This is a genomic window from Pseudomonas nitroreducens (assembly GCF_024170165.1).
In the GTDB taxonomy this organism is placed as follows: domain Bacteria; phylum Pseudomonadota; class Gammaproteobacteria; order Pseudomonadales; family Pseudomonadaceae; genus Pseudomonas; species Pseudomonas nitroreducens_C.
In genome coordinates this window covers 79,726-105,388 of record NZ_JALJXP010000010.1, presented here as the reverse complement: position 1 = coordinate 105,388, position 25,663 = coordinate 79,726, and the positions used below count along the sequence as shown (strand labels likewise).

At 66.7% G+C, this 25,663-nt stretch carries 27 protein-coding genes; 7 read left to right on the top strand and 20 right to left on the bottom strand.

Annotated features, from left to right (window positions below; all coding sequences use genetic code 11):
* The first annotated feature begins 8 nt into the window (after nt 1-8).
* Nucleotides 9-1,493, top strand: coding sequence for a PucR family transcriptional regulator (locus J2T47_RS19895; RefSeq protein WP_253450612.1), 1,485 nt, complete (start codon nt 9-11; stop codon nt 1,491-1,493).
* Here J2T47_RS19895 and J2T47_RS19890 read toward each other — a convergent pair.
* Both J2T47_RS19890 and J2T47_RS19885 read right to left on the bottom strand, forming a co-directional pair.
* The gene (locus tag J2T47_RS19890) at nt 1,483-1,827 is read right to left on the bottom strand and encodes a cupin domain-containing protein (protein WP_253450610.1); all 345 of its coding nucleotides are present in this window, start codon (nt 1,825-1,827) and stop codon (nt 1,483-1,485) included. The two genes, J2T47_RS19895 and J2T47_RS19890, sit on opposite strands and share 11 nt — an antisense overlap.
* 18 nt (nt 1,828-1,845) lie before the next feature.
* On the bottom strand, nt 1,846-3,231 hold the full coding sequence (locus tag J2T47_RS19885; RefSeq protein WP_253450608.1) for an NAD(P)/FAD-dependent oxidoreductase: 1,386 nt from the start codon (nt 3,229-3,231) through the stop codon (nt 1,846-1,848).
* Between the two features lie 215 nt (nt 3,232-3,446).
* Here J2T47_RS19885 and J2T47_RS19880 point away from each other — a divergent pair, with 215 nt between their 5' ends.
* The gene (locus J2T47_RS19880) at nt 3,447-4,349 is read left to right on the top strand and encodes a LysR family transcriptional regulator (protein ID WP_253450606.1); all 903 of its coding nucleotides are present in this window, start codon (nt 3,447-3,449) and stop codon (nt 4,347-4,349) included.
* A gap of 3 nt (nt 4,350-4,352) precedes the next feature.
* Here J2T47_RS19880 and J2T47_RS19875 read toward each other — a convergent pair whose 3' ends face one another.
* From J2T47_RS19875 to J2T47_RS19865, 3 genes are all read right to left on the bottom strand, one after another.
* Nucleotides 4,353-5,534 carry an iron-containing alcohol dehydrogenase gene (locus tag J2T47_RS19875; RefSeq protein WP_253450604.1) on the bottom strand — a complete coding sequence of 394 codons (1,182 nt, stop codon included), beginning with the start codon at nt 5,532-5,534 and terminating at the stop codon, nt 4,353-4,355.
* A gap of 104 nt (nt 5,535-5,638) precedes the next feature.
* Entirely contained in the window at nt 5,639-7,138 is a 1,500-nt protein-coding gene (locus J2T47_RS19870) for an APC family permease (RefSeq protein WP_253450601.1), read from the bottom strand.
* A gap of 375 nt (nt 7,139-7,513) precedes the next feature.
* The gene (locus J2T47_RS19865) at nt 7,514-7,729 is read right to left on the bottom strand and encodes a hypothetical protein (protein WP_253450598.1); all 216 of its coding nucleotides are present in this window, start codon (nt 7,727-7,729) and stop codon (nt 7,514-7,516) included.
* A gap of 531 nt (nt 7,730-8,260) precedes the next feature.
* Here J2T47_RS19865 and mntP point away from each other — a divergent pair.
* Nucleotides 8,261-8,830, top strand: coding sequence for a manganese efflux pump MntP (gene mntP / locus J2T47_RS19860; RefSeq protein WP_253450595.1), 570 nt, complete (start codon nt 8,261-8,263; stop codon nt 8,828-8,830).
* Between the two features lie 208 nt (nt 8,831-9,038).
* Here the strand turns inward: mntP and J2T47_RS19855 are convergent, their stop codons facing one another.
* The 8 genes from J2T47_RS19855 to J2T47_RS19820 form a co-directional block, all read right to left on the bottom strand.
* The gene (locus tag J2T47_RS19855; RefSeq protein WP_253450592.1) at nt 9,039-11,075 is read right to left on the bottom strand and encodes an LTA synthase family protein; all 2,037 of its coding nucleotides are present in this window, start codon (nt 11,073-11,075) and stop codon (nt 9,039-9,041) included.
* Nucleotides 11,072-11,713, bottom strand: a complete 642-nt coding sequence (locus J2T47_RS19850) for a hypothetical protein (RefSeq protein WP_253450589.1) — start codon at nt 11,711-11,713, stop codon at nt 11,072-11,074. Before J2T47_RS19850 ends, J2T47_RS19855 begins: the two co-directional genes overlap by 4 nt.
* A complete protein-coding gene (locus J2T47_RS19845) occupies nt 11,710-12,984 on the bottom strand; it encodes a sialidase family protein (RefSeq protein WP_253450586.1) in 1,275 nt (424 codons plus the stop codon). The genes J2T47_RS19850 and J2T47_RS19845 overlap by 4 nt, the downstream gene beginning before the upstream one ends.
* A complete protein-coding gene (locus J2T47_RS19840) occupies nt 12,981-13,256 on the bottom strand; it encodes a PepSY domain-containing protein (RefSeq protein ID WP_253450583.1) in 276 nt (91 codons plus the stop codon). Before J2T47_RS19840 ends, J2T47_RS19845 begins: the two co-directional genes overlap by 4 nt.
* 279 nt (nt 13,257-13,535) lie before the next feature.
* On the bottom strand, nt 13,536-13,964 hold the full coding sequence (locus J2T47_RS19835) for a TOBE domain-containing protein (RefSeq protein ID WP_253450580.1): 429 nt from the start codon (nt 13,962-13,964) through the stop codon (nt 13,536-13,538).
* Nucleotides 13,965-14,045: 81 nt separating this feature from the next.
* Entirely contained in the window at nt 14,046-14,387 is a 342-nt protein-coding gene (locus tag J2T47_RS19830) for a gamma-glutamylcyclotransferase family protein (protein WP_253450577.1), read from the bottom strand.
* A gap of 15 nt (nt 14,388-14,402) precedes the next feature.
* Complete coding sequence (locus J2T47_RS19825; protein ID WP_253450574.1) at nt 14,403-15,068, bottom strand: M24 family metallopeptidase; 666 nt, start codon at nt 15,066-15,068, stop codon at nt 14,403-14,405.
* 74 nt (nt 15,069-15,142) lie between these two features.
* On the bottom strand, nt 15,143-15,478 hold the full coding sequence (locus tag J2T47_RS19820) for a hypothetical protein (RefSeq protein WP_253450571.1): 336 nt from the start codon (nt 15,476-15,478) through the stop codon (nt 15,143-15,145).
* Between the two features lie 117 nt (nt 15,479-15,595).
* Here J2T47_RS19820 and J2T47_RS19815 point away from each other — a divergent pair, with 117 nt between their 5' ends.
* Nucleotides 15,596-16,240: a TetR/AcrR family transcriptional regulator gene (locus tag J2T47_RS19815; RefSeq protein ID WP_253450568.1), complete on the top strand. Its 645-nt coding sequence runs from the start codon at nt 15,596-15,598 to the stop codon at nt 16,238-16,240.
* Between the two features lie 13 nt (nt 16,241-16,253).
* Here J2T47_RS19815 and J2T47_RS19810 read toward each other — a convergent pair whose 3' ends face one another.
* The 4 genes from J2T47_RS19810 to J2T47_RS19795 form a co-directional block, all read right to left on the bottom strand.
* Nucleotides 16,254-16,568: an AzlD domain-containing protein gene (locus tag J2T47_RS19810; RefSeq protein WP_253450566.1), complete on the bottom strand. Its 315-nt coding sequence runs from the start codon at nt 16,566-16,568 to the stop codon at nt 16,254-16,256.
* Entirely contained in the window at nt 16,565-17,263 is a 699-nt protein-coding gene (locus tag J2T47_RS19805) for an AzlC family ABC transporter permease (protein WP_253450563.1), read from the bottom strand. The genes J2T47_RS19810 and J2T47_RS19805 overlap by 4 nt, the downstream gene beginning before the upstream one ends.
* 100 nt (nt 17,264-17,363) lie before the next feature.
* Nucleotides 17,364-18,386, bottom strand: coding sequence for a DNA topoisomerase IB (locus J2T47_RS19800; RefSeq protein ID WP_253450560.1), 1,023 nt, complete (start codon nt 18,384-18,386; stop codon nt 17,364-17,366).
* Nucleotides 18,387-18,463: 77 nt separating this feature from the next.
* Entirely contained in the window at nt 18,464-19,696 is a 1,233-nt protein-coding gene (locus tag J2T47_RS19795; protein ID WP_253450556.1) for an oxygenase MpaB family protein, read from the bottom strand.
* A gap of 103 nt (nt 19,697-19,799) precedes the next feature.
* On the opposite strand from J2T47_RS19795, the gene J2T47_RS19790 reads away from it, so the two are divergent.
* Nucleotides 19,800-20,408, top strand: a complete 609-nt coding sequence (locus tag J2T47_RS19790) for a TetR/AcrR family transcriptional regulator (RefSeq protein WP_253450553.1) — start codon at nt 19,800-19,802, stop codon at nt 20,406-20,408.
* A 205-nt stretch (nt 20,409-20,613) separates the two neighbouring features.
* On the opposite strand, the gene J2T47_RS19785 is transcribed toward J2T47_RS19790, so the two are convergent.
* Nucleotides 20,614-21,816: an NAD(P)/FAD-dependent oxidoreductase gene (locus J2T47_RS19785; RefSeq protein ID WP_253450550.1), complete on the bottom strand. Its 1,203-nt coding sequence runs from the start codon at nt 21,814-21,816 to the stop codon at nt 20,614-20,616.
* 321 nt (nt 21,817-22,137) lie between these two features.
* Between J2T47_RS19785 and J2T47_RS19780 the strand changes: the two genes are divergently transcribed.
* Nucleotides 22,138-22,659 carry an RrF2 family transcriptional regulator gene (locus J2T47_RS19780; protein WP_253450547.1) on the top strand — a complete coding sequence of 174 codons (522 nt, stop codon included), beginning with the start codon at nt 22,138-22,140 and terminating at the stop codon, nt 22,657-22,659.
* A gap of 10 nt (nt 22,660-22,669) precedes the next feature.
* On the opposite strand, the gene J2T47_RS19775 is transcribed toward J2T47_RS19780, so the two are convergent.
* On the bottom strand, nt 22,670-23,293 hold the full coding sequence (locus J2T47_RS19775) for a cell wall hydrolase (protein ID WP_253450544.1): 624 nt from the start codon (nt 23,291-23,293) through the stop codon (nt 22,670-22,672).
* A gap of 216 nt (nt 23,294-23,509) precedes the next feature.
* The gene (locus J2T47_RS19770) at nt 23,510-24,304 is read right to left on the bottom strand and encodes an alpha/beta fold hydrolase (protein WP_253450541.1); all 795 of its coding nucleotides are present in this window, start codon (nt 24,302-24,304) and stop codon (nt 23,510-23,512) included.
* 403 nt (nt 24,305-24,707) lie between these two features.
* Here J2T47_RS19770 and J2T47_RS19765 point away from each other — a divergent pair, with 403 nt between their 5' ends.
* A complete protein-coding gene (locus tag J2T47_RS19765) occupies nt 24,708-25,412 on the top strand; it encodes an MgtC/SapB family protein (RefSeq protein ID WP_253450538.1) in 705 nt (234 codons plus the stop codon).
* The last annotated feature ends 251 nt before the right edge of the window (nt 25,413-25,663 follow it).

Sequence of the window (25,663 nt, the reverse complement as noted above, 5' to 3'; positions counted from 1 at the left end):
GAGATGCCATGCCGATTTCGATCCAGGACATTCTCGACGACCCCGCCCTGGCCACCCGCCTGGTCAGCGGCGCCAGCCACACCGCGCGGCCGCTGCGCTGGGCGCACGTGTGCGAGTTGCCCGACCCGGCGCAGTGGCTGGGCGAAGGCGAGCTGCTGATGACCACCGGCATGGGCATTCCGGCGGGCGCCGAGCCCCAGCGCGAGTACGTCGAACGCCTGGCTGCGGCGCGTGTCGCCGGGCTCATGCTGGGCGAGAACATGCAGGCGCCAAGGGACATAGAGACGCTGCTGGCCACCGCGCAGCAGCTGGATTTCCCCTTGCTGCTGATCCACAAGTCGGTGCCGTTCTCGGCGGTGGCGCGGGCCATCATCGACACCAGCAAGCAGGAGGAACTGGAGCGCCGCAGCGCAGTGACGCGCCTCTACGAGAGTGCGCGCATGGCGCTGCGCAACAACGGCCTGGAATTTCTCCTGCAGCGCCTGGCCGCGGACCTGCGCACGCGTCTCTACCTGTTCGACGCGCAGACCCTGGAGCCCTGGCATCCGGGCCTGGAACCCTTGCCGGCGGACTGGCGCGAACGCCTGGCCAAGCGCAGCAGCACGGCGACCACGGTCACCCGCCACGCCTCGGAGGAGGGCGACGCGCTGTCCATGGCCCTGCCATCGATTCCGGCATGCAAGATTCTCGCGTGCGGCGGCCTGCTCGATTACGGCCTGCTGCACCACGTTACGGCGGTGCTGGGCATCGAGCTGGAACGTCAGCAGCTGGAACAGGAGCGCGTGCTGCGCCAGGGCTGGGAATTGCTGGACGATCTGCTGCAGCAGCGCCTGAGCGAGCGGCCCGCCCACGAGCGGCTGAACGCGATGGGTTATCCGGTGGCCAAGGCGCTGTTCGCCATTGCCCGTGGCCAGACGGAGCTGCCCGAGCGCTGGAGCCAGCGCCTGCATCTGCAGGGCGTAGCGGTGCTGGCGCGGGCCCAGGGCGAGGAGCTGATCCTGCTGCTGGCCAATGCCGAGTCGGCGCCGGCAGTGCAGCAGGTGCTGGGTTGCCCGCTGGGCCTGTCCGACCCGCTGGGGCATTCCGGGCGTACCAGCGAGGCCCTGCGCGAAGCGCGCCTGGCCCTGGCACACACCTCGGCGAGCCGCCCGCTGGCGCATTACGCCCGCGCCGCCGGCGAGCTGCTGTGGTTGCCCTCAAGCCTTGAGGAGGCGCTGCTGGTGCATCGCCGCGCGCTGGGTGCGCTGGCCGACTACGACGGCGAGCACAGCGCCCAGCTGCAGCAGACCCTGCAGGTGTTCCTGGAGCAGAACCGCTCGTGGCAGAAGACCGCCGAGCGGCTCAACGTGCACCGGCAGACGCTGGTCTATCGCATCCGCCGCATCGAGGAGATCACCGGCCTCTCGCTGGACTCCACCGAGGACGTCGCCGTCCTCTGGATTGCCCTGCGCGCGGCGCAGATCGCCGGGCTGGGCAACGACCTCAGGGAATGATCACGAAACTCTTGCGCAGGGTTTCGCGGATATCCCAGGTGCCCTGGCTGTTTTCCGGGAACAGGATGGCGTCGCCGGCGCGCAGCTCGATCGGCTCGCCGCCATCGGGGATGAAGAAGCCGTGGCCGCTGATGAAGTGGCTGAATTCGCGCTGCAGGATCTGCCGGCGGAAGCGCCCCGGAGTGCATTCCCACACGCCGGTGAGCAGGCCGCCCTGGCCTTCGGCGGCGTGGGTGGCCGCCTCGGCGATGGGCGTGCCGACCGGCTCCTTGGCCGGCACGGCGGCGGGCAGGGCGAAGCGGGCGGTATCGGGCAGATGGATCGGCTGGTTCATCGGTTTCTCCTGGCGCACTCAGGCGCTCTTGTCTTCCAGGCCCACGGGGGCGAATTTGGCCAGTCGCAGGTCGATCCACGACGGCTTGCGGTTCTGCGCTTCGGCCTGCTCCTTGCGTTGCACGGCGCCGCGCACCATCAGGCCGCCGACGTAGCGCACCGGCTCGGGCGGGAAACGCCTGGGCTGGCGGCCCACCAGGCCGCAGCGGCTCCACTCGTCGTTGCGCCCCAGCACCAGGCTGGCGAGGATGCGCCCGCCCAGGCGGGTCGGGCCGACGCCGTTACCGCTCCAGCCGATGCCGTAGAAGATGTGCGGCGCGCCGTCGAGGTGGCCGAACACCGGCATGCTGTCGTAGGTGCGATCAATGGGGCCGCACCAGGCGTGGGTAATGGCTTCGTCGGCGAGGTTGGGGTAGGTGCGGCGGAAGTCCTGCTCGGTTTCCTCGGTCAGGCGCGGGTTATCGTCGAAGCTGTCGTCGATCCTGCTCGCATAGTTGATCATGCCGGTGCCCTTGCCGAAGGCGATGCGGCCGTCCTTCGTGGTGCGGTAGAAGTCGACCATCAGCTGCGAGTCGGTGATGGATTCGCCGCCGGTCCAGCCGATCTGCTCCAGGCGCTCGGGCATCGGCCGGGTCGCGACTATGGTGCTGGTGACCGGCAGGACCATGCGGCTCAGTTCCGGAATCTGCGCGGCCCAGGCGTTGGTGGCGAGCACCACGCGCGGCGCGGTGACCGAGCCATTGGGCGTGCGCAGCACGGCTGGCTGGGTGCGCTGGATTTCGTCCACCGGGGTGTTCTCGAAGATCCGCACGCCCTTCTCCAGGGCGACCCGGCGCAGGCCGCGAACGAGGCGGGCGGGCTGCACGGTGGCGTTGCTGTCCTCGATCACGCCTTCCAGGTGCTGGTGCGAGCCGGCTCGGCGCTCCACTTCGTTGTCCGGCAGGGTGCGGAAGACGTTGGCGCCCAGGCTCTCGCAGGTGCGCTGCACGCCTTTCCAGGAACCGCGCTGGGCGGCGGTGGTAGCGGTCCACAGCCAGCCGCCGCGACGGAAGTGCGCGTCGATGCCGTGCTCCTCGCAGAACTGGCCGATCTCGGCGATGTTCGCCTCCGAGGCACGGGCCAGGCGCAGGGCTTCTTCCTGGCCGCACTGTTCCACCAGCGAGCTGATCTTCGGCCACCAGGACATCACGAAGCCGCCATTGCGCCCCGAGGCGCCGCCGCCACAGATGTCCCGTTCGAGGATCACGATGCGGCATGTCGGGTCCAGCTCCAGCAGGCGCAGGGCCGTCCACAGGCCGACGAAGCCGCCGCCGATGATGGCGACGTCGGCATCGAGGTGTTCCCGCAGCGGTTCGGTGGGGGTGAGTTCGTCGGCGATTTCCTGGAGCCAGAGGGAGCGCTTCATGGTGGGGGTCCATGGGTTGTTGTTTGCGCCTACTCTGACCGCGGTGCGGCCGGCTCCCTATCGTGCATTTCTAAGTATCGGCCCCTGGTTGTTCATACAAACATACGAACGCGCCAGCGGCTGGCCATTGCGCTGCCGCTGGCGGGCCCGCGGGCTTAGGCGCAGGGCCGGCGGTGCAGTAGACTGCCAGCCCCGTCCAGTGCCGGAAGCCCGTCATGCTGAGGAATTTCACCGACCTCGATCTGCGCCTGCTGCGCATCTTCGCCTCCGTGGTGAAGTGCGGCGGCTTCACCGCGGCGCAGGCCGAGCTGAACATGAGCCAGTCGAACATCAGCATGCACATCGGCAGCCTGGAGAAGCGCCTGGGTTATCGCCTGTGCGAACGCGGCAAGGGCGGCTTCCGCCTGACCGCGAAAGGGCAGCGGATTCTCGAAGCGTCGCAGGCGATGTTCGACGCCATCGGGCTGTTCCGCGACCAGGCCCAGGCGCTGTCCGGGCAACTGGTCGGCGAGCTGTACCTGGGGCTGGCGGACAACGTCACGACGCTGCCGCAGGCGCGCTTCGACGAGACCCTGGCGGCCTTCCACGGCCGCGAGCAGGACGTGCAGCTGAACCTCTACGTGAACTCGCCCACCGAGCTGGAGCTGGCGGTGATCGACGGCCAGCTGGACCTGGCGATCTCCTACTTCAGCCGTACCCGACCAACGCTGGAGTACTTGCCGCTGTACACCGAGGAGATCGGCGTGTTCTGCGGCGAGCGTCACCCGCTGTTCTCCGCGCGCAAGCCGACGCTGAAGCAGATCGCCGAGTACAACTGGGTGCGCCATGGCTTCCTGCCGGCGGACCAGGAGTTGCCGTTCCGCCCCGAACGCAGCAGCGCCACCGCGCATCACATGGAGGCGGTGGCGCATTCGGTGCTGGCCGGCACGCACCTGGGCTACCTGCCGACCCACTACGCGAACATCTGGGTCGAGCGCGGGCGGATGAAGCCGCTGCTACCGGAGAAGCTCTGCTACGAGGTGACGCACAGCATGATCACCTACGCCGGGCGGCCCCGCAGCGAGGCCGCCCGCGCCTTCATCGAAGACCTGCTGAGCGTGCACGGTCTCGGCGCCTGAGTTTCAGGCGAGCGTGCCGTGGATAGCGTTGAGATAGATGCGCGAGTAGTCCTCGGCCTGCAGCGGCAGGGCGTTGGTCTCGGAGGAGGAAATATCCGCCACCGCCTGTTCGCCGACCCACTGCGCGTCCTCGCCATGGAGGCCCAGCTCCTTGAGCGTATGAGGAATGCCGACGGCCGAGCGCAGCTCCAGCACCCAGCCGAGCAGGCCGTCGAAGCTGGCTTCAGGTAGTTCCAGGTAGCGCGCCAGGCGCGTGGCGTCCGCTTCGATGGCCGAACGGTTGGCCACCAGCACATACGGCAGCAGCACCGCGTTGAGCAGGCCGTGGTGCTTGTGGTGCTTCGCGCCCAGCGGGTGGGCCAGCGCGTGTACGCCACCGAGGCCTTTCTGGAAGGCCACCGCCGCGCTGGCCGATGCCACCAGCATGCCTTCGCGGGCGGCGAGGTCAGTGCCGTTGTGCACGGCGCGCTGCAGGTGTTCCTTGACCAGGCGCACGCCTTCGATGGCGACGCCGGCGGACATCGGGTGGTAGAGCGGCGAGAACAGCGACTCCAGGTGGTGGGTCAGGGCGTCCATGCCGGTGGCGGCGGTGAGTGATTTCGGCAGGCCGACGGTCAGCGCCGGGTCGAGGATCACCGAGCGTGCCAGCAGTTCGCGGTGACCGACGACGATCTTGATGCCGCGCGAGGTGTCGGTCAGTACTGCTTCGCGGCCCAGCTCGGAACCGGTGCCGGCAGTGGTGGGGATGGCGATCAGCGGCGGCAGGTCGAGGGCCGGATGATCACCGAGGGTCGGGTACTGCACGATCAGTTGCGACCATTCGAAGTGACGCAGGCCGTCGGCGTCGCGGCTCAGCAGGGCAATGCCCTTTGCCGCATCCAGCGCGCTGCCGCCACCCAGGGCGATCAGCGAATCGTGGCCACCTTCGGCCAGGGCCTGGGCGCCGGCGGTGACTTCCTCCAGCGCGGGGTTGCTGGAAAAACCGTGGAACAGCGCGTAGTCGATGCCGGCGGCTTCCAGGCGAAGACGCACTTCATGCAGCGGCGGCAGTTCGAGCATGCCGGGGTCGGTGACCAGCAGCGGCTTGCGCATCCCGGCGAGGCGGCAGCGCTCGGCCAGCTGGTCGAGGGCGCCGACGCCGCAGAGGATTTCCGTGGGGTAGTTCCAGTAGTTCAGGGTGGACATGGGAAGCTCCGGATTGCAGGCATGACCTGCCCGTGCCGGGGTGCTGGGCAGCCCGGCCGGACAGGAAGGAAAGGAGGGCACCGGTGTCCCGGTGCCGGGGTGGCTCAGCCGACGGCGCGGCCGGCGAAGCTCAGGCTGGTGGCGATGCGCCGGTGCGGCTTGGCGATGAACAGGTAGGCCAGACCGAACAGGGCGAGGACGGAGAACACCACGACCACCGCCCACACCTGGAACCAGGGCGCGCCGGGCGGGGCGAGCATTTCCCGCGGCCAGGCCACGTTGATTGCCTCGAACACCAGCCAGACCACGGCGATGACGTTGACCAGCAGGCCCTTGCGGCCGAGCTTCAGGGCGCCCTTGTCCGGGTCCCAGCGGCCGCTCAGGCGGGCATACAGCGCGCTGGCGGCGACGATCAGGAAGACGAAGAAGAAGCCGCCGCTGCCGAAGGCGATCAGCGTGCCCACCGCGGTGGCGTTCAGCCCCAGGGCCAGGCCCAGGCTGGCCAGCAGGGTGCTGCAGACCATCGCCGCCATCGGTACCTTGCGCTTGTCCACGCGGCGCAGCAGGGCGGAGCCGGGGAGGATTTCATCGCGGGCCATGCCGAAGATGGCGCGGCCGATGTAGGTCTGTACCGACACCACGCAGGCGACGAAGGCTACCAGCACGATGGCCACGAACGGCCGCTCGGCCCAGGCGCCGAAGGCGTCCACCACGGCGGGGGTCACCGGGTCGATGATCTGCCCGCTGACCACGGCGGCCGGGTCCTTGTACGACAGGGTGACGGCGAAGGCAGTGAGCATCACGGTCAGCCCGACCACCAGCATCGAGCGCAGGATGGCGCGTGGCGTGGAGACGCGGGCGTCGGTGGTTTCCTCGGAAATCTGCGAGCAGGCATCGAAGCCGAGGAAGGCCCAGCCGCCCACGGCCAGTGCAGTGAGGAACCCCGACCAGTAAGTGCCACCGGAGACTTCCAGGGCATTGAGGCTACTGAACAGCATCTCGAAGGAGTGGTTGCGGAAGAACAGCAGCAACAGCACGCCGATACCGATGGAGGCGATGGCCTCGGCGAAGATGCCGGCGTTGACGAAGTATTTCAGCGGGTTGATCCCCAGCAGGTTCACGCCCAGCCCCAGGGCTAGCAGCGCCGCGCCGCAGAGCACCTGCGCGTTGGCTGACGGCGGCTCGCCGGTCACCAGCAGGCCGAGCCAGAAGCCGCCCAGGTAGGCCACCGTGGTCAGCGAGGCGAGGGCGGAGGCGAGGTAGAGGAAGCCGGTGAACCAGGCCGCGCGGTCGCCGATCAGCCGGCGTACCCACTGGTAGCAGCCGCCCGCCAGGGGGAACTGCGAGGACAGTTCGGCATAGACCAGCGCTACGGTCAACTGCAGGAGCAGGCACAGGGGCACGATCCACACCCAGGACGGCCCGACGCTCATGGCGCCCAGGGACATCACCGAGTAGATGCCGACCACCGGGGAAATGGTGGCGAAGCCGACGGAGAACGAGGACCACAGGTTCAGGCCGCGGTCCAGCTCCTGGCGGTAGCCGTGGCTGGCAAGCAGGCTTTCATCGCCATTGGCGAGGGTGGAGCGGCGAAGGTCAGACATGCCGGCCTCCGGTGTTCAGGGAAAAGGGGGATTCACGGCCAGGCATGAGCGGGCGAAGGCGCATGGGAGATCCTCGGGGCAGTTGGAGTTGTTATCGAGAACCCGCGTCTCTAGAGGACGGCTGAGTAGCTGGCGCTGTCAGTGCAGCGCGGAGCCAGAGTAGGGCGCTGCCGCATCAGGAAAAATTCATATTTGATTGGGCTGACATCAATTAGGGCTGATGTTTGTGGGGTGGTAGCCGGAATGATGCCAGGGCAGGCAGGGGATTGCCCGTACAGGAGCGGGCGTGCCAACGATCAGGCTGGGCGGAGGGCAGGTAAGACGCGGGAACGGCAGGAACCGGGAGCGGCGGCGCGCTCCCGGTGTACAGCGGTATCAGCAGTGCTTGTCCTGCCCGGCCTTCTTCTCGGCGTCCGGCTGGGCATTCTGCGCGGTCTGTTGCTCGGCGTCGGTCTTCGCGCGGCTGGCCTGCATGGCCTCGTAGTTGGCGGTGGTCAGGCGGTTGGTCATCAGCGGCGATTCTTCGGCCATGGACACCTGGCTGGCGAGCAGGGCGGCAAGGGACAGGACACTGGCAGAGAGCAGTTTCATGAAGGAATTCTCGGGTAGTGGACTTCTGATGGGTGTTGCTCGCGAGTGGCCACAGTCTACTGACCGGTAAGCGGGCGAACCCATGAGGAAAACTGCTGGGATTGATCGAATCGCTGCTCGCCCGGCGCAACGTGCGTTCACCGCTGATGCGTGGCGTTCCGGCAAAGCCTTGCGGGCAGCGGCATACAGCTGGAAATGAAGATACGGCGGGCGCTGCCGTGTTGAGCGAAAAACAACCTATCCTGAAGTGCAGCTAACGAATCCATGCCGTTCGGCTAATGAGTAACGGCAGGTTGCCAAGGGGCCGATTACCCGACCGGCGTGACGCTTTCTTCACAAACTCCTGTTAAGATCGCCGCCTCTTTGGGGAGTAGCCTGGCTTCACACCTGCGTGAAGTCGCCCTGGTCAACATGATCGGCAACCTGCCGTGGCCAGTGCATCCAACCGGATTGGCGAGACCAACGACATGACTGCGCTCAAGCCGGGCTCGCAGTGTCTTGTCGTTGTCTCGTGCCCGGCTGGAGTTGTACGTGAATCCCATCTCGCTGATCTTCCTGGCCTTCGCCATGTCCACCGACGCCTTCGCCGCCGCCATCGGCAAGGGCTCGACCCTGCACAAGCCGCGCCTTTCCGAAGCCCTGCGCACGGGTCTGATCTTCGGTGTGATCGAAGCCATCACCCCGCTGATCGGCTGGTTCATCGGCCAGGCCGCCAGCAGCTATGTCGTCGAGTGGGACCACTGGATTGCCTTCGGCCTGCTGCTCGTGCTCGGCCTGCACATGATCTACAACGGCGTGCGCCACGACGACGAAGGCGGAGACGAAAAGCCCTCGCAGCATTCCTTCTGGGTGCTCGCGGTGACCGCCGTGGCCACCAGCATCGACGCCCTGGCAGTGGGTGTAGGCCTCGCCTTCGTCGACGTGAACATCTGGGTTGCCGCAGCTGCCATTGGCCTCGCCACCATGACCATGGTCACCATCGGCACCATGCTCGGCCGCGTGCTGGGCGCGGTGGTCGGCAAGCGCGCCGAGATCATCGGCGGCGTGGTGCTGATGCTGGTGGGCGCGACCATCCTCTACGAGCACCTGTCGGCGGTCTGAGTCGACGACCCGAAGAAGAAAGGGCCGCATCGTGCGGCCCTTTTTCATTGCAGTGAAGCTTCAGATTTCCTCGAACGTAGGGCGAATAACGCGCAGCGTTATCCGCCGTCGGGCTGGCTGGCGGATAACCCGTCCCGGGTTATGCGCCCTACGTTCAGGCATCCCCCGCTCCTACGCACCTGACGATCCCACGCTCTGCAGCTAGCTTTCATTCGCGCACGTTGCGGTACAGCATCGCCCGCGAGGTCTCGTGCATGGCGCGGGTCAGCGCGGCGAGGCGCTGGAATTCCTCCGGGTGTTGCTGCGCGACGTCCTCCATCGGCGTGGGCGAGTAGATGTCGTGCAGAGTCGGCGAGCTGCCGTCGTGCTGCATCTGCAGGAGGAAGCGTTGGGTCACGCCGCCAATGATCGGGAAGGTGCCCTCGCGCAGCACCAGTGGCACCACGCGTTCGCCTTCCGGAGCGGCGAGTTGCAGGTCGCGGCCCATGCCGCCGTTGGCGTAGGGCTTGCCGAGCAGGCCGAGCACGGTGGGCAGAAGATCGGCCAGGCCGACGGCCTCGTCGAACACGCGGGGCTGCAGCAGGCCCGGTGCGTAGATCATCAGCGGCACGTTGTTGCTCTCCAGCCCGAGCTGTTCGAAGCCCGGCGCCATGTGCGGAATCTGGCTGATGCGCGTGTTGTGATCGCCGAAGAACACGAAGAGGGTGTTGTCCAGGTAACCGTCGCGCTCGGCCATTTCCAGCAGCTTGCCGATGTTGAAGTCGAGCAGGCGCACCGCGTTGAACTGTTCCAGGCTGCGTGAGCCGGCAGCCTGGACCTTCTCCAGCGGCAGGTCGAGGGCCTGGAAGCCGTCGTTGTCACGGGGGATGGTGAAGGGCCGGTGGTTGCCGGAGGTCTGCAGGTAGGCGAAGAACGGCTGGTCCTTCGGCAACTGGCGCAGCACCGCAGTGCCTTCCTTGAAGAAGTCCAGGTCGGAGATGCCCCAGACGTCCACCAGCGGCGCCTGCCAGTGGCGCTCCTCGTACAGCTGCACGTCGTCGATGCTGCGCTGGATCAGCGCGTTGATATTGGCCCAGCCGGCGTTGCCGCCGATCATGTAGAACTTCTCGTAGCCGTCCAGGGCGTTGATCAGGCTGTGCTGGCGGGAGATCAGCGGGTTGCGCGTGGCGGTCTGCTCGCGGGTGACGTCCGGCACGCCGGTGATGCTGGCCCAGACGGTTTTCGCGGTGCCGGTCACCGGCACGTAGAAGTGGCGGAAGAACCAGCCTTCGCGAGCGATGCGGTCGAGGTTCGGCGTCGGGTTCAGCGGGTTGCCGTAGGCGCCGACGGCGCTGGTGCCCAAGGACTCGAGCATGACAAAGACCACGTTGGGCTGGCGCCCGCTGGCCAGCGCTGCTGGTTGCGCGGGCTGCTGGCGGCGGTAGTCGAGGGCCTGCCCGTCGGGCTGGTCGATGCCGAGGTAGTTCGTCATCAGCGGGTAGTGCTTGCGGGCCTCGGCTTCGTCATAGGCGACCGGGTCGACGCGTAGCGTGTCGTAGAGGAACACCACCGGGTTCAGTCCGAGCGCGGCGATCTGCGGATCGCCGCTGTAGAAGGCGTCGCTCCAGCGCAGCGGCACCGGGTTCTCCAGGTTGAGGTTGTCGACGCGGCCGAGCAAGCCGAGGAACACCAGCACGGTGACCAGCGCGGAACCGGCGGCGACGGGCCAGCGCGGGATGGAGGTGGCGGGTCGATCCAGTGTCCGCCGTTCGAGCTGGCAGAACACGGCGAGCGTCAGCGCCAGGCAGGCCAGCCAGCCCAGGCTGATCCAGACCACCGGGTAGCTCTGCCAGACCATGCCGGTGGAAATCTGCGCGTCCTCGATGAAGCGCAGCACCGTGGCGTTGATGCGCACACCCAGGTAGGCGTAATGGCCGAAGTCGATGATGTAGACCAGCAGCACCAGCCCCACGGCGAGTGCCAGGTAGGCGCGGGCAAGGTAGCGCATGGCGCGGCTGCGCAGCAGGTTCAACCACGGCAGCCAGGCCAGCAGCATCAGCGGCAGCGCGACCAGCAGCGCCAGGCGCAGGTCGAAGCGCAGGCCGATGCCGAGGGTGCGCAGGAGGTCGCCGTTCTCCCCCAGCGCCTGCCAGGGCAGGCCGGAGAAGCCGAACAGGAATACGCCGCGCAGCAGCGCGAACAAGGTGAACAGCACGGCGACGATGCCGGCCAGGTAGTGCAGGCGTCGGGAGCGAATCCAGCTCATCGATCAGTCTCGGCGAAGTCCATGGGGTGGCGCGTGCTGCGCTCGCCGGAGAGAAGTGTGCGGGCACGGTGCAGCACGGTCTGGCCCGTCCATATCAGGCAGAAAATCAGGGCGTAGAGCGCCAGCAGCGGGTCGATCAGGTAGTTCCAGTAGTTGCCGGAACCGTCACCGCGCAACGCGTAGGCCAGGGTCGCGATGAGGAGCATCGCCGCGCCGAGGCCGTTGCCGCGCAGCAGGAAGAACAGGGTCAGCACGGCCATCGCCAGCAGCAGCCAGGTTGGCTCGTAGCCCCAGCGGAACGGGTCCAGGTAGCTCAGGCCCAGGGAGGCCGGATAGAGCACCAGCGCCAGCACCGCCACGGCCAGCAGCACCTCGCGCAGGTGGACGGCGCGAACCTGCATCACGCCGAAGCGCGCCAGGGTTAAGCCCATGAGCAGCACCAGCAGGCTGCTGGCTAGGTCATGGGTGAAGCTGCGCACGACCATGGCCAGCGACAGGCCGTCGACGGGAACGAAGGTCAGCCCGGTTGCCATGGCCAGCTTCAGCGCCTGCCAGTGGCGGGCGCTGCCGAAGGGCGCGATGAGCAGGAACAGCGCAAGGGCCAGCGCCAGATGCGCCTGCCAGAGTCCGAATGTCATGGTTGGCCCTCGACCCAGGCGTCGCTGAAGCTGACGTGCTTGATGAAGGTGTCGTTCCACGAATAGACCAGGTGATAGGCACCGGCCGCGTCGCGGGCGAAGTAGGGGTACTCGTACTCGAAGCGGCACTGGCCGGACTCGCACATGCGCTGGCTGACGCTGGCGAGGAAGTTCTGCTCCAGGGTCTTCTGTTGCCGCGCGTCCACTTCGTCCCAGGTCGCGCCGATCAGTGCGCGGAAGACTTCCGGCGGCACCGGGTCGCCCCAGGGGTCGGGGGATTCGTCGAGCTGTGAGACCAGCCGCCAATTGCGCAGCTGTGCGTCGGTTTCGTAGAGGGTGAGGCGGAAGCGACCGTCCTCCAGGTCGTTCATCGCTACCAGCAGGTTGCCGTTGCTGCGGCCGACGGCGGCCAGCGACGAGTTGGGGTTGCTCGGTTCCACCGGCTGCGGTTCGCTCCAGGTCTGCCCGGCGTCCTTGGTGCGGCTGGCCAGCACACGGTGGTGCTGCTCGCCGGCATAGCGCAGCAGCGCGACCGCCTGCCGGCCATCCTGTGCCACCACGGTCGGCTGCAGCGAATGCTTGCCCTTGCTGATGCGGAATTTGTCCAGCACCTCGCCGTCGCGATTCAGGTAGAGGTACTCGGCGAACTTGCCCATGAACTCGTGGTAGACCGGCAGCCCGATGGAGCCATCGCGGTGGAATACCGGTGCGCCGCGCACCAGGGTGCTGAGGTTGAGGAAGGGCGTGGTCACCAGTTGGCGCGGCGCGCTCCAGGTCTGGCCGAGGTCGTCCGAGTGCATGGCGTTGATCGCGCTGCCGGCCCAGCCGCCCACCGAGACGGAGACGTAGAACAGCCACAGGCGGTTATCCGGCGAGAGGGCGATGACCGGGTTGCCGAGCTTGCGGATGTTCTTCTGCACGGCCCGCTCGGTGCCGATCCGCGTGGCCAGCACGCGCTCGGGGGACCATTGGCGGGTGCCGGCGTCGAACTGCGCGGCGCGAATCTGCACATCGGCGGAGCCTTCGCGGGTACCGGCGAACCACACCGCCATCAGCGCGCCGTCGGGCAGGGTGGCAAGGGAGGCAGAGTGCACGAAGTCGCGCATGTCCGAGGAGGCGAAGCGCCGGGTCAGGTCTGCCGGGGCTGCGGTCGCGGAGGCTTCGCTGACGGCGAAGTCGGCGACCTCGAAGGAGGGCGACTGGTACCAGGCAAAGCCGAACACGGCGGCGACCAGCAGGCCGCCGGCGGAGCGCAGGGCAAGGGTCTTCATCGTCGCAGCACCGGCTCGGCCCTCACCAGGGCGAAGGTGACGGGGTGGAAGTACAGCTCGACGCGGTCGCTCTGCGGGTTGAAGCCGTAGATCTCGTAGCAGTTGCCCGGCGTCACGCGGAACTTGGTGATGCGGTAGCCCTGCTGCTTCATGGTCGAGCGGAAGAGCGATTCCTGCTGCCAGGTGGATCTGTCCGCGCGAGTACATTGCGCGTCGGCGAAGGCGAGGTCGGCGCTGCCGAGTGCCGCGAGGAAAGAAATGAGCTTCCGCATGGGGCCTGTCCGGTGGGTGGAAGGCGCCAAGTTAGAAAGCGAAATGTGAATTAAATGTTAAATATAACAAGCAGTTACATTGCTTGTGATAAGGCGTCTGAAGGATTTTTCCGGCTGCTTTCCGGCGAGCCTAACGGCTGATCCGGCAGCGCGCCAAACCGCTTTTGATGACTTTCTGTGTCGTTGCCGGGGGGCGTTGCATTCGGTGGGGTGCGCCATGGCCGATCAGCGTGATCGGCCATGGCAAGGGAGCGTCGGGCGACGCTCCGCGAGAGCAGGTCAGGCCGGCACGCCGAGGATCACGTGGGAGGCCTTGATCACCGCAGTGGCGCTGGCGCCCGGGGCCAGGCCCAGTTTGCTAACGGCGTCGCGGGTAACGATGGAGTAGACCTTGGTGCCGCCGGCCAGCTCGATCACCACCTCGGCGTTGACCGCGCCGTCGGTGACGCTGACGACCTTGCCGTTCAGGCAGTTGCGCGCCGAAAGGCGGATATCGCTGGCTTCGGTCATCAGCATGACCCAGGGCGCCTTGACCAGGGCGACGGCTTCGGCGCCGGCGGCCAGCTTCAGGCTGTTGACGCTTTCCACGGTGACCACGGCCACCAGGGTCTCGCCGCCCGCCAGCTCGAGGACGACTTCGCTGTTGACCGCGCCGGCGCGAACTTCGCGAACCTTGCCTTTGAAGACGTTGCGTGCACTGACTTTCATTGTTTTTCTCCACGTGGGGCTTCAGAAAATTCTGACCAGCGTGTCAAAAAACGCTATGCACTTGCCACCACAACGCCTGCGTCAGGATTTCACATAGACCCACGCCTGCAGGCCCGACTGCAGGCGGACGTTGATCCGCTGGTAATCGGACACCTCATAGGCGTCCGCCGCCAGTAGCTCCTCGTGGGTGATCTCGAAGACGCTGCCGGGCACCCGGTCGGCGTCTTCGCCGCTGTACTGGACGATGGGGTGGTGCGTCTTGCCGCTGGTGGCCAGCACGGCCGGGTCGGTGATCTCCACCCAGTCCTGGCGGAAGCCCACCAGCGCGTCGGCGCGGCCCTGCAGCTCGCGGCCGAAGCTGGCCAGTTGCACGGCCTTGTCCTGCAGGGTGCCGTAGGAGAACAGCAGTACGTGTTCAGTCATCGCAGGGGCTCCGGGTCAGGCCAGCAGGTCTTCGTAGAAGGCGCCGTAGTCCTTGCTCGGGTGGGCGATCTGGATTTCCAGGATCCACAGGCCGCCGTTGGGATGTTCGGCGTAGTCGCCCAGGTCGCCGGCGCGGTAGATGGCGTGGGGGAAGTCGCTGACGCGGTGGCCCTTGATGTCCAGGTTGAGCTTCCAGCCCATGGATTCGGCCTGCTGGTGGGCGAAGTCGTAGAGTTCGACGCCGCTGCAGCCGGTCTCGCGCCAGCGCGCCTCGACGCGTTCGAACAGCGTCTTCGCCGCTGCTGCGCAGGCAGTCATTTCAGTATCGTTGCCGGTGACGAAGGTCGCTCCGGCATCGCCTTCATGGCCGCGCCAGACTACGCCCATGTCGATGAAGTAGATGTCGTTTTCGCCCAGCACCGGGTTGCCTTCGGAGCGCTGCTTGAAGGTCTTCAGGGTATTGGCGCCGAAGCGGATCAGCAGCGGGTGCCAGATGCGCTCCATGCCCAGGTCGGCAAGGACCTGCTTGCCGATGGCGACGGCTTCCAGCTCGGTCAGGCCGGGACGCATCGCGGCGGCGATGGCGTCCACGGCTTCCCAGGTGCGGGCCTGGGCGTACTGCATCGATTCCAGCGCGTAATTCGCGCCGACGGCTTCCTTGGCGTACACGGCGGTATTCATTTTTCTTCTCTCTACGGGACAGGCTTGTCGATATATATATTTCTACATAGCGATGGCGGAATTCAATCGTCGGCTCAACAGCAGGACATGGCGCAGGCGATAAAGGCGGTGGTCAGGGTGGTGAGGCTCAGGCCCACCAGGAACAGGGTGTCGGCGATGCGTTCCAGGCGATGGTTGCGCTGCAGCTTGCGGGTGCGCAGGCCGAAGTAGGCGGCAAGGGTGGTGGCCAGGTAGATCACCGTGTTCACCGCGAGCATGTCCTGGCCGATCAGGTCGACACGGTGCTGGCCGACGATGATGCGCAGGATGCCCACCACTGTCAGGCACACGCCGACCATGGCGCCGGACGCGGCGAAGATGTGCACGCAGATGTCGTCGTCCAGTTGCGCGGTGTGGCTCTTGTGGCTCATGGCGGGGGCTCCTGCACCGGCCGCTGCGGTTCATCCGCTCGCCTTGCCGGGCTGTGGGTGGCTGCCATGATAGGTAGGACGCGGCGCTCGCTGTACTCGCTTTCCCGGTGGCCCCAGGTGACCCGAAAAACAACGGAAAATCAGCCAGATAGCCGTCGCCTGCCGCGGCAGGCGCGGGCCCTGGAGAAGGTCGAGCTCATATTGGAGGCGTCGCGGCGCATCCTCGAGCGGCACGGCCTGGAGGGGTTCACCACCAACCATGTGGCGGAACTGGCGGGGGTGAGCGTCGGTTCGCTCTACCAGTATTTCCCCAACAAGGAACGCATCCTCGACGAACTGGCGCGGCGTGAGCTGGCGGCGCTGGCGACCGGCATCATGGACGCGCTCACCGGCCGCCCGCCGGAAACGCCTGGCGAGCGCATCCGCGCGGTGATCCACGCCGCCGTCAGCGCCTACGGCGGACGTACCGGCGCGCACAAGGCGCTGATGCACTACCTGATGACCCGTGGCGGCGGCAGCCCGCTGCCAGCCCTGCGCGGCAGCGTCATGACCCACCTGGTGACCCACGGCCTGATCAGCCATGACCAGCAACTGCGCAAGCTCGGTGAGGCCGAGGTGTTCGTCCTCGCCCATGCGGTCGGTGGCGTGCTGCGCGCCCTGCTGGAGGATCCCGCTGCCCTGGCGCCGGGGCGGCGCGAGGGCATCGAGGAAGCGCTGGTGCAACTGGTGCTGGCGTACTACGGGCGGAGCGGGGCGGGCTGAAGCCTGACGCCGGTCACAGCCACCAGCGCAACAGGTAGAACGCGCCCATGCTGAGGATCACGCTGAGCAGCACGTTGCGCGTCCACAGCACTAAGGCCACGGCGACGATGGCGCCGAGCAGGTAGGGGTTGTCCAGGCGCAGGTTCAGTTGGTGCTCCGGAAGGAACACGATGGGCCCGCAGATCGCCGTGAGCATGCCCGGCACGGCGAAGCCGAGGAATTGCCGTACGTTGCTGCCCAGGCGGATCGGCAGGCGCGGTTCGAGGAACACGTAGCGGTTGAAGAACACGATCAGGCCCATGCCGAAGATCACTGCCCAGACCATCATGCGCGCACCCCCGAGAATTTCTGACAGATGAAGCCGGCGAGCATCCCCGCCAGCCCGGAAAGTACCAGCGCCGAGCCGACCTGCCAGTAGCTCAGCAGCACCGAACAGAACAGCGAGACCGCCACGCAGACCACGGTGGGCACGTTCTTCACCACCGGCGCGATCAGCGCGACGAAGGTGGCGGCGATGGAGAAGTCCAGGCCCAGGTGCTCCAGCCCTGGAATGCTGCTGCCTACCAGTACGCCGGCGAGGGTGAAGAGGTTCCAGGCGATGTAGAAGGTCAGGCCCACGCCCAGGGCGTACCAGCGGTTGAAGGTCTGCTTGTCGTGGCCGCTGGTCAGGGCGAAGAACTCGTCGGTGAGCAGGAAGCCCAGCCCGGCACGCCAGCGCCCGGGCAGCCCGGAGATCACCGGGCGCATGGTCATGCCGTAGAGCAGGTGCTGGGAGGTGAGCAGCAGGGTGGTGATCATGATCGAGAAGAACCCGGCACCGCCCTTGAGCATGCCGATGGCCACCAGTTGCGCCGCGCCGGCGAAGACGATGGCGGACAGGCCCTGGCCGTGCAGCGGCGAAAGTCCGGCGTCGATGGCCAGGGAACCGGCCAGCAGGCCCCAGGGCAGGACCGCAAGCGACAGCGGCATGATATCGATGGCGCCCCTGAGGAAGGCGCGGGAGGGAAGCTGATCTTGTGACATGAGCGTTTCTTGCAGGCAGATAAGTGTCCTCAGCGTGACAGAGAGAGCGGTCGCCTGGCTTGAACAATCTTGCTGTCGTTGTTGCCTCGCCCGGCCAGTTTCAGAGTGGCTCAGCGGACAGAAAGGCCAGCAGGGTCGCTTCCTCGGCGCTGAGATTCTGCCGTTTGCGCTCCTTGCGCAGCCCGTCCAGTTCGCCTGCGAGAAAGGCCTCGATCACCTTCGGATGCACATAGCATTTGCGGCAGATGGCCGGGGTGTTGCCCAGTTCGTCGGCGACCTGCCCGATGATCTGCTTGAGTTGCCGGCTGGCGCCTTTCTCGCCTTCCCAGCGGGTCTTGCGGCAGTACTCCAGGGCCAGGGCGGTGCCGGCCCAGGTGCGGTAGTCCTTGGCGGTGAATTCCTCGCCGGCGTGTTCGCGCAGGTAGGCGTTGACGTCGCGGGAGTCGATCATGTGCCGCTGGCGGTCTTCGTCCAGGTACTGGAACAACTGCTGGCCGGGCAGCTCCAGGCAGCGCCGGAGGATGCGCGCCAGGCGCGGGTGCTCGATGTCCACGCTGTGCTTTACGCCGCTCTTGCCGCGAAAGGCGAAGCGGATGCGCGCGCCCTGTACCTCGACATGGCGGTTGTTCAGGGTGGTGAGGCCGAAGGAGCGGTTCTCCTTGCGGTAACGCTGGTTGCCGATGCGAATCAGGGTGCGGTCGAGCAAAGCGACGACGGTCGCCATCACCTTCTCCGCGCCCAGGCCAGGCAGCGCCAGGTCCTGCTCGATATGCCGGCGCAGGGCTGGGAGACTCTCGCCGAAGCGCAGCAGTCGGTCGTATTTGGCGCTGTCGCGGACCTCGGTCCAGCGCGGGTGATAGCGGTACTGCTTGCGCCCGCGCACGTCGCGCCCGGTGGCCTGCAGGTGGCCCAGCGGGTCGATGCAGATCCATACATCGATATAGGCCGGCGGAATGGCGAGCTGGTCGATGCGCTGGATTTCCGCTTCCACACGGATGCGCTCACCGCCGGGATCGAAGTAGGCGAAGCGCCCGCGCAGGCGGCGCCGGCTGATGCCCGGCAGGCTGTCATCGACGTAGTGCAGGTCGGAAGGTAGCTCCAGCAACTCCGGCGGTGTGCTCATGGCGGCTCCTCGAAGGTCCTTGCGTGTATGGATCGCTGAAGGATGCTGCGAGTGCCGTTTTTTTCACTCGGCCGGATTCAGAGGCGGGCGTCCTCCGCTGCCAGGTGCGTGGGCGAGATCAGCCGGGGATCGGCACCGCCGAACAGGGTGCGCAGGTAGTCTTCCTGACTTTGCAGGCCATGGCGCACCAGCCAGTCGCGGCCGCCGGGCAGCGCGCGCAGCAGGCAGTGGCAGACGAAGCGCGGCGGCGCGCTGAGCAGCGGATACCAGGGCAGGCTGCTGCCGGGCAGGCCCAGGGCGCGACGGCCGGGGGCGTCAATGAAGGTGCCGGCGATGCTCAGGTGGATGGCGCGATTCAGCCGCCCGCGCAGCCAGGCGAGGTTGGCGTAGTGGCGCTGCAGGGGTTCGTCCACCAGCGCCGAGCCGAGGATGCGGCTGCTGTCGTCCGGCGGCGCCTGGGACAGCAGGTTGTGGTAGAGCGCGCGTATCGCGTCGTTCTCGCTGGCGCACAACCAGCGCTCCTCGACGCCCATCAGCCAGGCGATGTAGCGCCAGAGATGGATGATGGCTTCGCGGTCGGCGCGGCTCAGGACAACCCCGAGCATGCGCTGACCAATCAGGAAGATGGCCGAGAAGGCCAGGTAGGTCGCGTGCATGTCGCCCTGGTTGACCGGCAGGCCATAGTGGGCGGAGTCCCAGTCCTCCAGCCGTGAAACCCTCCGTCGCACCAGACCATGCACCAGCCGGACATGCAGCGTGCTGCGATAGCCTGCCGCACCCCGTGCCATGCCGCCGGGGCGGGTGCAGTCGATCCACCATTTGGTGGTTTCGGCGATGCGCCGCTGCGGGCCTTTCTCCAGCGCGCCGGTAAGCACCAGCGTGCGGTTGATGCCGGAAGCCTGGTAGCCGGCCAGCAGGCCCAGATCGCGCAGCACACGCATGCCGGTGAGGCCGGAAAGCCCGCAGGCACGGGCGCCTTCATCGAGCAGTTGCAGATCGACCCAGTCGGGCAGTGCCTCGACTCGGGCGAAGAAGGTCTTCAGCGGTTCGGGTGCCTCAGGGATGGCGGCGATGCCCTGGTGCAGTGCCTGTTCGTACAGGCGCATGCCGGAGCCGAGCCCGACTTCGAACATCCATTCCACCAGCGCATCCATGGGCGCATCGCCTACCGTGAGGGACTCGCCGATAGCCTGCCAGGTCGCGGCGTCCGGCTCGCTCGGACCCTTGAGGAAGCGCCTTACCGGTGCGGCGGTGCGGCGGGCGCGCTGCAGGTCGGCGCCGTGGCGGGTGGGCAGGGCGGTTGCGCTCATCGATTCATACCTTGGTTGGGTGGCCGGGCGGATTCGTCGAATTACGCTATTGCGAGTATTTGCTCGCATTCAACTCGCATCCGGCTCGCACCAGGAGAGAGACATGAGGAAGCAACCCAGGCAGCAGCGCGCCAGCGAAATGGTGGCCGTGCTGGTCGAGGCGGCAGCGCTGGAAATCGGCGAGCGTGGCCTCGATGGTCTGACCACCAACCACGTCGCGCGGCGAGCCGGGGTCAGCGTCGGCTCGCTTTACCAGTACTTCGCCAACAAGGAGATGATCGTCGAGGCCCTGCTGATGCAGCGCGCCGGGACTTTGATGAAGGTGGTGCACGAGCGCGTGATGCCGCTGCTGGGCGCTGACATCGGCAGCGTTACCCGTGCGGTGCTGGAGGGCATCTTCGCGGAGGTGGAAGGTGATGCGGCGCAGCGTGAGCTGCTGCGGCACTGGCACCGGCTCAATTCCGCGCCGGTGTTCCAGAGCCTGGAGCAGCAGATGATGGAGGTGTGCCGGCAATACCTGATGCGCCACTTCGACGATTACCGCATCGACAACCTGCCGGCGGTGCTTTTCGTGGTGATCAATTCGGTGCAGTACACCACCGCGCGCTATCTCAGCGAGGCTCAACCGCTGCTGGGGCGCGGGGAGGTGATCGAGACGCTGGCGCGGATGGTCGAATCGCTCTGCGCACCACGTACCACGCGCCACCTGTAGGAGCGAGCCATGCTCGCGATCCGCCGGCAAGGCCGGCGTTCAGGTCAGATCACGCTGTTCGCAGGGGGCTTCAGATTGGCTGCGATGACTTCGCGAGCACTGCTCGCGGATCGCGGGCATGGCCCGCTCCTACAGGGAAAATCGTTCGAATCAGGCATGAAAAAGCCCCGGCAGGCTCGCGCCGACCGGGGCTTCATTCAGCGCATCAGGCCACGACGGGAATCATCGGGTCGGCCGCTGCCAGTGCAGTGGCGCGGTCAGCCGCCGGCGGGTAGATCCACACGGTGTTGATCTCGGTCTTGATCTTCTTGCCTTCCTCGCGCTGGAAGCGCACCTGGCGGTCCCAGCCCTCGGTGAACAGCGCGCCCCAGGCGCCCAGGTCCAGGCAGGTCACGTACTTCACCTGGCTGTAGGGGATGGGCGCCACGCCCAGCAGATCGGCGGCGGCGTTGTTGCCGGCCGAGCGGCCCAGGGCGATGGCGTGCTGGCAGGTCATCAGCGCGTAGTTGCCAACGTCATCGGTGGCGGCGTAAGCCGTGTCGCCGGTGGCGAACACCGCGTCCTGGCCGATCACCTGGAGGTTGCGGTCCACGTGCAGGCGGCCCTGGCGGTCGCGTTCGCCGGCCACCTGTTCGGTCAGCGAGCTGGCGCGCACGCCGGCGGTCCAGATCACGGTCTTGGCTTCGATGCGCTCGCCGCTGGAGAGGGTCACGCCGTTCTCGTCGATGGATTCCACCGAAGCGTTCAGGCGCCATTCCACGCCCAGTTCGGTGGAGGCTTCGGCGACCACGGACTGCGAGGTGACACCCAGCGCGCCGCCAATCTCGGCGCCACGGTCGACCACAATGACGCGCACCTTGGCATCCGCACCCAGCACTTCACGCAGACGTGCCGGCATTTCCGCGGCGGTCTCGATGCCGGTGAAGCCGCCGCCAGCGACGATCACGGTGTTGCGCGCCGCGGACTCCGGCAGCTGGTCCAAAGCGCGAATGTGCGTCTCAAGGCGCACGGCCTGGTCGATGTCGTCGACGTCGAAGGCGTGTTCGATGCCCGGCAGGGCGGGGCGGGCGACCTTGCTGCCGCTGGCCAGGATCAGGCGGTCGAAGCCCAGGGTGGCGACTTCGCCGCCGGCATTGCGGTAGTCCAGTTGGCGGCCATCGACGTCGATCTGCTCGACGCTGCCCTGGATGAAGGTCACGCCCACGGCGCCAAACAGGTCGCCCAGCGGCGCGGCCATCTGGTGCACGTTCGGCTCGTAGAAGCGCGGGCGGATGCGCAGTTCGGCCTGGGGTGCGAGCACCGCGACCTCGATGTCGGTGCGCTGGTGCAGGTCGAGCAGACGCGTGGCGCTCAGGGCGCTCCACATACCCGCGAAACCGGTGCCGACGATCAGGATGCGTTGTTTCATGGTGGTCTCCGACGAAAAGGATGAGTCCGAAAGGGGTTCCCGAGTGCCTGATATCGGAGCGGTTCGCTTCCTGGCTCGCCTCGGAATAACTACGACTATATTTGTCGTAGTTCGAGGGCGCAACCGATTTCTGTCGCAAACTCCGACCGTTCGTCACGGCCGAGTGGCGAAAATCCCGCTGCTTCTGTTTATCCAGGGAACAGGTAGAAGTGCTGGAAGGCGCGGGCTGTAGGTGACAGTTCGTCAGAATGCATGCGTAAGTGCTTGCCGGATGCCCCCTGTGGCTTGAGAATAATACGACTGATTTAGTCGGAGTTTGTGATGGCTTTGTACAGTGCGGGCGTGGAGTACGGCATTCACTGCCTGCTCTTTTTGACAGACGAGAAGGGCGACAGCCGCGACTCCAGCGTGCGTACGCTGGCGGAACTGCAGGGCGTGCCCCAGGAGCTGCTCGCCAAGGTCTTCACCAGGCTGGCCAAGGCCGGACTGGTGGCGGCCACCGAAGGCGTGCGCGGCGGGTTCCGCCTGGCGCGGCCGGCGGACGAAATCACCGTGCTGGATATCGTCAAGGCCATCGACGGCGACAAGCAGATCTTCGAGTGCCGCGACATCCGTGGCCGCTGCGCCGTGTTCGAAGGCTCGCCGCCGGAGTGGGCGACCTGCGGCACCTGCTCGATCCATGCGGTCATGCTCACCGCGCAGAAACGCATGGAAGAAGCCCTGGCCCAGCACACCGTGCTCGACCTCGCGCGGCGTGTCGGGCGCAAGGCGCCACCGGAATTCGGCGAGGCTCTGGTGCGCTGGATGGACGGTCAGCGCGACGGCAGCAGCGCCGTCAGCTGACTGGAAAGCCCTAGCGCGCATCGCCGCCGCGCGGCTTGTAGAAGACGAACTCGTCGGTCTCTGCCGTGCGGATGTATTCCTTCGCCCAGGACGGCGAAACGTGTCGGTCATGGAAGTACATGGCGCCGCGCGTGCGGTCGCTGAGCTGCTGGTTCAGCGCCCGGCGGGCGATTTCCTTGGCGATGTCGTAGCGATTCTTCTCTTCCACCTGGTCGGAGCGGCCGTCGCACCACCAGGAGAACTGGCAATGCTTCTGCTCCTGGCCCTGCTTGACCACGCCGCATACGGTGTCGGGGAAGCCCCCGTGGCCCATGCGGTTGAGCACCACGTTGGCCACTGCCTCCATGTCCGCCTTGCCGCCACCCTTGGCTTCCCAGTAGATGGTTCGCGACAGGCAGACCAGGGCGTCGTCCAGCGGCGCCTTGCCCGCCGGGTCCAGCGCCTTGACCTCGGATTTGCTGATGGGCGCCGGGTTGGCCACTGCCGTGGCCGGGTGGGCGACCTGCTGCTCCAGCACTTCGGCCTTGGTCACGGCGGCCTGGGCTTTCTCGTCGGTGGAAGTGCCGATGGAGGCGGCAATAGAGAAGGGTGCCCACAGGGTGAGCAGCAATAGCGGAAGAATAAGGCGGCACATGAGCGAACCTACCTGCGCAACGAAACCAGTCCGGTCGTTGCGCGAGTCCTGCCAATCGCTTGTGCAACGACGCCCTTGAGGCCGTCTCTATCAATCAAGGTACGAGAGCCGACAGCGCCTGGACGTTGTGACTGTGCCCTGCACGATTAGATTCAACTTTCCAGCCAGGCGGTAATCCCGCAGCCCACGGCTGACGGGGGGTACGGCAAATAGAGCCTATGGCAGATAGCGCTGGAGGAACTCAGTGACTGCCTGCAGCACCGCCGGCTGCTGCTCGCGGTGCGGAACGTGACCGCAGTCGGGCAGCAGCCGGAGCATGGTCGGCACGCCGGGGACCGAAGTGAGCCGCTCCGGGTGCGCGGCTGAGCCGTACTCGTCCTGCTCGCCATGCAGGCTGAGGATCGGGCACTGCACTTGGGCCAGTTCGGCGTCCAGGTTCCAGTCGCTGAAGTCGTCGGACAGCCAGGTATCGACCCAGGCGCGCAGCACCCAGAAGGCCTTGTCGCCGTGGTACTTCTGCAGGCGCTCCAGCTGGCCCTCGCGGGCGAATTCCAGCTCTGCGGCGCGGATGCCGTCGCGGGTGCGGTGTTCGACGAAGGCCTGGGCCGATTCGGTGACCAGCGCCGCGCAGGTCCGTGGATGCCGTGCCACACAGGCCACTGCCATGGCTCCGCCAACGCTGTGGCCGAACACCACACAGCGCTCAAAGCCGAAGTACTGTTGCAGCAGGGGGAAGAAACTGCGCGCCTCGTCGTCGATGAAATCCAGGGGCAGGGCGCCGGGGTAGCGCTCGGAGCGGCCGAAACCGAGGCGGTCGTAGGCGATCACCTGGCGGCCGGTGGCGCGTGCGAGCTGTTCGGGGAAGTCACGCCACAAGGTCACGCAGCCCAGCGAGTCGTGCAGCAGCAGGATCGGCTCGCCGGTGTGTTCGGCGGGCGTCCAGTCCTGGGCGAACAGCTGGCCCTTTTCGCTGCTGATCCAGTGCTCATGGGTGCTGACGGCAGACGACATACGAATTTCCAGAGTGGCTCGGGCGGGGGGGCCATGGTAGGTCCGATAGCCTGCTAAGGAAACCTTAAGGCAGCTCGGCGATGATGACGACTCGCGGCCGGTAGCTGTCCCGGGCAGTGCTCACACCGGGTCCGGCCGCTTTTTTTGAATTGAAGAGGAGTCCTGCCTTGGACACTTGCCCTGGTCGATTGCGACAGGTCTGAACAGCGAGCCGTCCGGCAGAACCCTGCCACTGTCTCGCTGCGTTGCGGACAGTGGCGCTATGCATCCCGCCACGGGATGACGTTGCACCATTCCCCTGCGGGGCCGGTCCGGCCCTTCGCTCTCTCGCAATCCATCACCCGAATGCGCGCCGGCCTTGCCCGGCGCATGGAGCGGTCGCGCGCCGCGAACGAGGTGGAACATGGATTGGAAAATCTTCCTGCTGCGGGTCGCCGCTGCACTCATTCTGGGCGCCCTGATCGGCGCCGAACGCCAACTGCGCCAGCGTCTCACCGGCCTGCGCACCAACGCGCTGGTCAGCACCGGCGCCTGCCTGTTCGTGCTGATGACCCAGGCCATGCCGGGGCTTTCCGCCGATGCGCCGCGCATTGCCGCTTATGTGGTTTCCGGGATCGGCTTCCTCGGTGGCGGCGTGATCATGCGTGACGGCCTGAACGTGCGCGGCCTGAATACCGCCGCCACGCTCTGGTGTACTGCCGCCATCGGCGTGCTGTGCAGCATGGGGCTACTGCTGGAAGCCGCGCTCGGCAGCGTGGTGGTGCTCTGCGCCAACATCCTGCTGCGTGACATCGCCCAGCGCATCAACCATCAGGACGTGCTGCCGGCCAGCGAGGCCGAGCAGCGTTATGGCGTCGCCATCATCTGCCGCGCCGAAGACGAGATTCAGGTGCGCAGCCTGATGCTGCACAGCCTGGACAGCAGCGAACTGCGCCTGCAATCGCTGCACAGCGAAGACCAGGCCAACCCGGCGAAACTCGAAGTGCGCGCCGAACTGCTCGGCGGCCATGGCGCCACCGGCCAGCTGGAACTCATGGTCAGCCGCATCAGCCTGGAGAAGGGCGTTAGCTCGGTGCGCTGGCAGCTGTTCGAGCTGGCCAGTGATTGAAACTTTGTAGCGCGTATAGGCTTTTCGTAGGACCGAGGGGGAGCGCCCAGTCCTTGCTCGCGAACCGCATGGCACAGGTCCAAAGCCTCGAAGTCCAACCCGTAGGGTGCATAAGGCGCCGGCGTTATCCGCCGTTGTGCTGACGACGGATCTGTAGGAGCGCGCCATGCGCGCGATCCATCGGCAGGGCTTGTCCCTATGTTTCGGGTGTGCTGCTTTGGCTTGGGTGTTCCGCGCCGCTTCGGCGCACG

What these genes read in the sequence shown, in the direction of transcription:
- J2T47_RS19810 (WP_253450566.1), bottom strand. Translation starts at nt 16,568, where the DNA reads ATGATGGTCTGGGCAGTGATCTTCGGCATGGGCCTGATCGTGTTCTTC.
- J2T47_RS19785 (WP_253450550.1), bottom strand. Translation starts at nt 21,816, where the DNA reads ATGAAACAACGCATCCTGATCGTCGGCACCGGTTTCGCGGGTATGTGG.
- J2T47_RS19820 (WP_253450571.1), bottom strand. Translation starts at nt 15,478, where the DNA reads ATGAGCCACAAGAGCCACACCGCGCAACTGGACGACGACATCTGCGTG.
- J2T47_RS19865 (WP_253450598.1), bottom strand. Translation starts at nt 7,729, where the DNA reads ATGAAACTGCTCTCTGCCAGTGTCCTGTCCCTTGCCGCCCTGCTCGCC.
- J2T47_RS19875 (WP_253450604.1), bottom strand. Translation starts at nt 5,534, where the DNA reads ATGTCCACCCTGAACTACTGGAACTACCCCACGGAAATCCTCTGCGGC.
- J2T47_RS19800 (WP_253450560.1), bottom strand. Translation starts at nt 18,386, where the DNA reads ATGAGCACACCGCCGGAGTTGCTGGAGCTACCTTCCGACCTGCACTAC.
- J2T47_RS19870 (WP_253450601.1), bottom strand. Translation starts at nt 7,138, where the DNA reads ATGTCTGACCTTCGCCGCTCCACCCTCGCCAATGGCGATGAAAGCCTG.
- J2T47_RS19775 (WP_253450544.1), bottom strand. Translation starts at nt 23,293, where the DNA reads ATGTGCCGCCTTATTCTTCCGCTATTGCTGCTCACCCTGTGGGCACCC.
- J2T47_RS19765 (WP_253450538.1), top strand. Translation starts at nt 24,708, where the DNA reads ATGGATTGGAAAATCTTCCTGCTGCGGGTCGCCGCTGCACTCATTCTG.
- J2T47_RS19885 (WP_253450608.1), bottom strand. Translation starts at nt 3,231, where the DNA reads ATGAAGCGCTCCCTCTGGCTCCAGGAAATCGCCGACGAACTCACCCCC.
- J2T47_RS19835 (WP_253450580.1), bottom strand. Translation starts at nt 13,964, where the DNA reads ATGAAAGTCAGTGCACGCAACGTCTTCAAAGGCAAGGTTCGCGAAGTT.
- J2T47_RS19880 (WP_253450606.1), top strand. Translation starts at nt 3,447, where the DNA reads ATGCTGAGGAATTTCACCGACCTCGATCTGCGCCTGCTGCGCATCTTC.
- J2T47_RS19795 (WP_253450556.1), bottom strand. Translation starts at nt 19,696, where the DNA reads ATGAGCGCAACCGCCCTGCCCACCCGCCACGGCGCCGACCTGCAGCGC.
- J2T47_RS19805 (WP_253450563.1), bottom strand. Translation starts at nt 17,263, where the DNA reads ATGTCACAAGATCAGCTTCCCTCCCGCGCCTTCCTCAGGGGCGCCATC.
- J2T47_RS19845 (WP_253450586.1), bottom strand. Translation starts at nt 12,984, where the DNA reads ATGAAGACCCTTGCCCTGCGCTCCGCCGGCGGCCTGCTGGTCGCCGCC.
- J2T47_RS19855 (WP_253450592.1), bottom strand. Translation starts at nt 11,075, where the DNA reads ATGAGCTGGATTCGCTCCCGACGCCTGCACTACCTGGCCGGCATCGTC.
- J2T47_RS19770 (WP_253450541.1), bottom strand. Translation starts at nt 24,304, where the DNA reads ATGTCGTCTGCCGTCAGCACCCATGAGCACTGGATCAGCAGCGAAAAG.
- J2T47_RS19895 (WP_253450612.1), top strand. Translation starts at nt 9, where the DNA reads ATGCCGATTTCGATCCAGGACATTCTCGACGACCCCGCCCTGGCCACC.
- J2T47_RS19825 (WP_253450574.1), bottom strand. Translation starts at nt 15,068, where the DNA reads ATGAATACCGCCGTGTACGCCAAGGAAGCCGTCGGCGCGAATTACGCG.
- J2T47_RS19840 (WP_253450583.1), bottom strand. Translation starts at nt 13,256, where the DNA reads ATGCGGAAGCTCATTTCTTTCCTCGCGGCACTCGGCAGCGCCGACCTC.
- J2T47_RS19830 (WP_253450577.1), bottom strand. Translation starts at nt 14,387, where the DNA reads ATGACTGAACACGTACTGCTGTTCTCCTACGGCACCCTGCAGGACAAG.
- J2T47_RS19790 (WP_253450553.1), top strand. Translation starts at nt 19,800, where the DNA reads ATGAGGAAGCAACCCAGGCAGCAGCGCGCCAGCGAAATGGTGGCCGTG.
- J2T47_RS19850 (WP_253450589.1), bottom strand. Translation starts at nt 11,713, where the DNA reads ATGACATTCGGACTCTGGCAGGCGCATCTGGCGCTGGCCCTTGCGCTG.
- J2T47_RS19890 (WP_253450610.1), bottom strand. Translation starts at nt 1,827, where the DNA reads ATGAACCAGCCGATCCATCTGCCCGATACCGCCCGCTTCGCCCTGCCC.
- J2T47_RS19780 (WP_253450547.1), top strand. Translation starts at nt 22,138, where the DNA reads ATGGCTTTGTACAGTGCGGGCGTGGAGTACGGCATTCACTGCCTGCTC.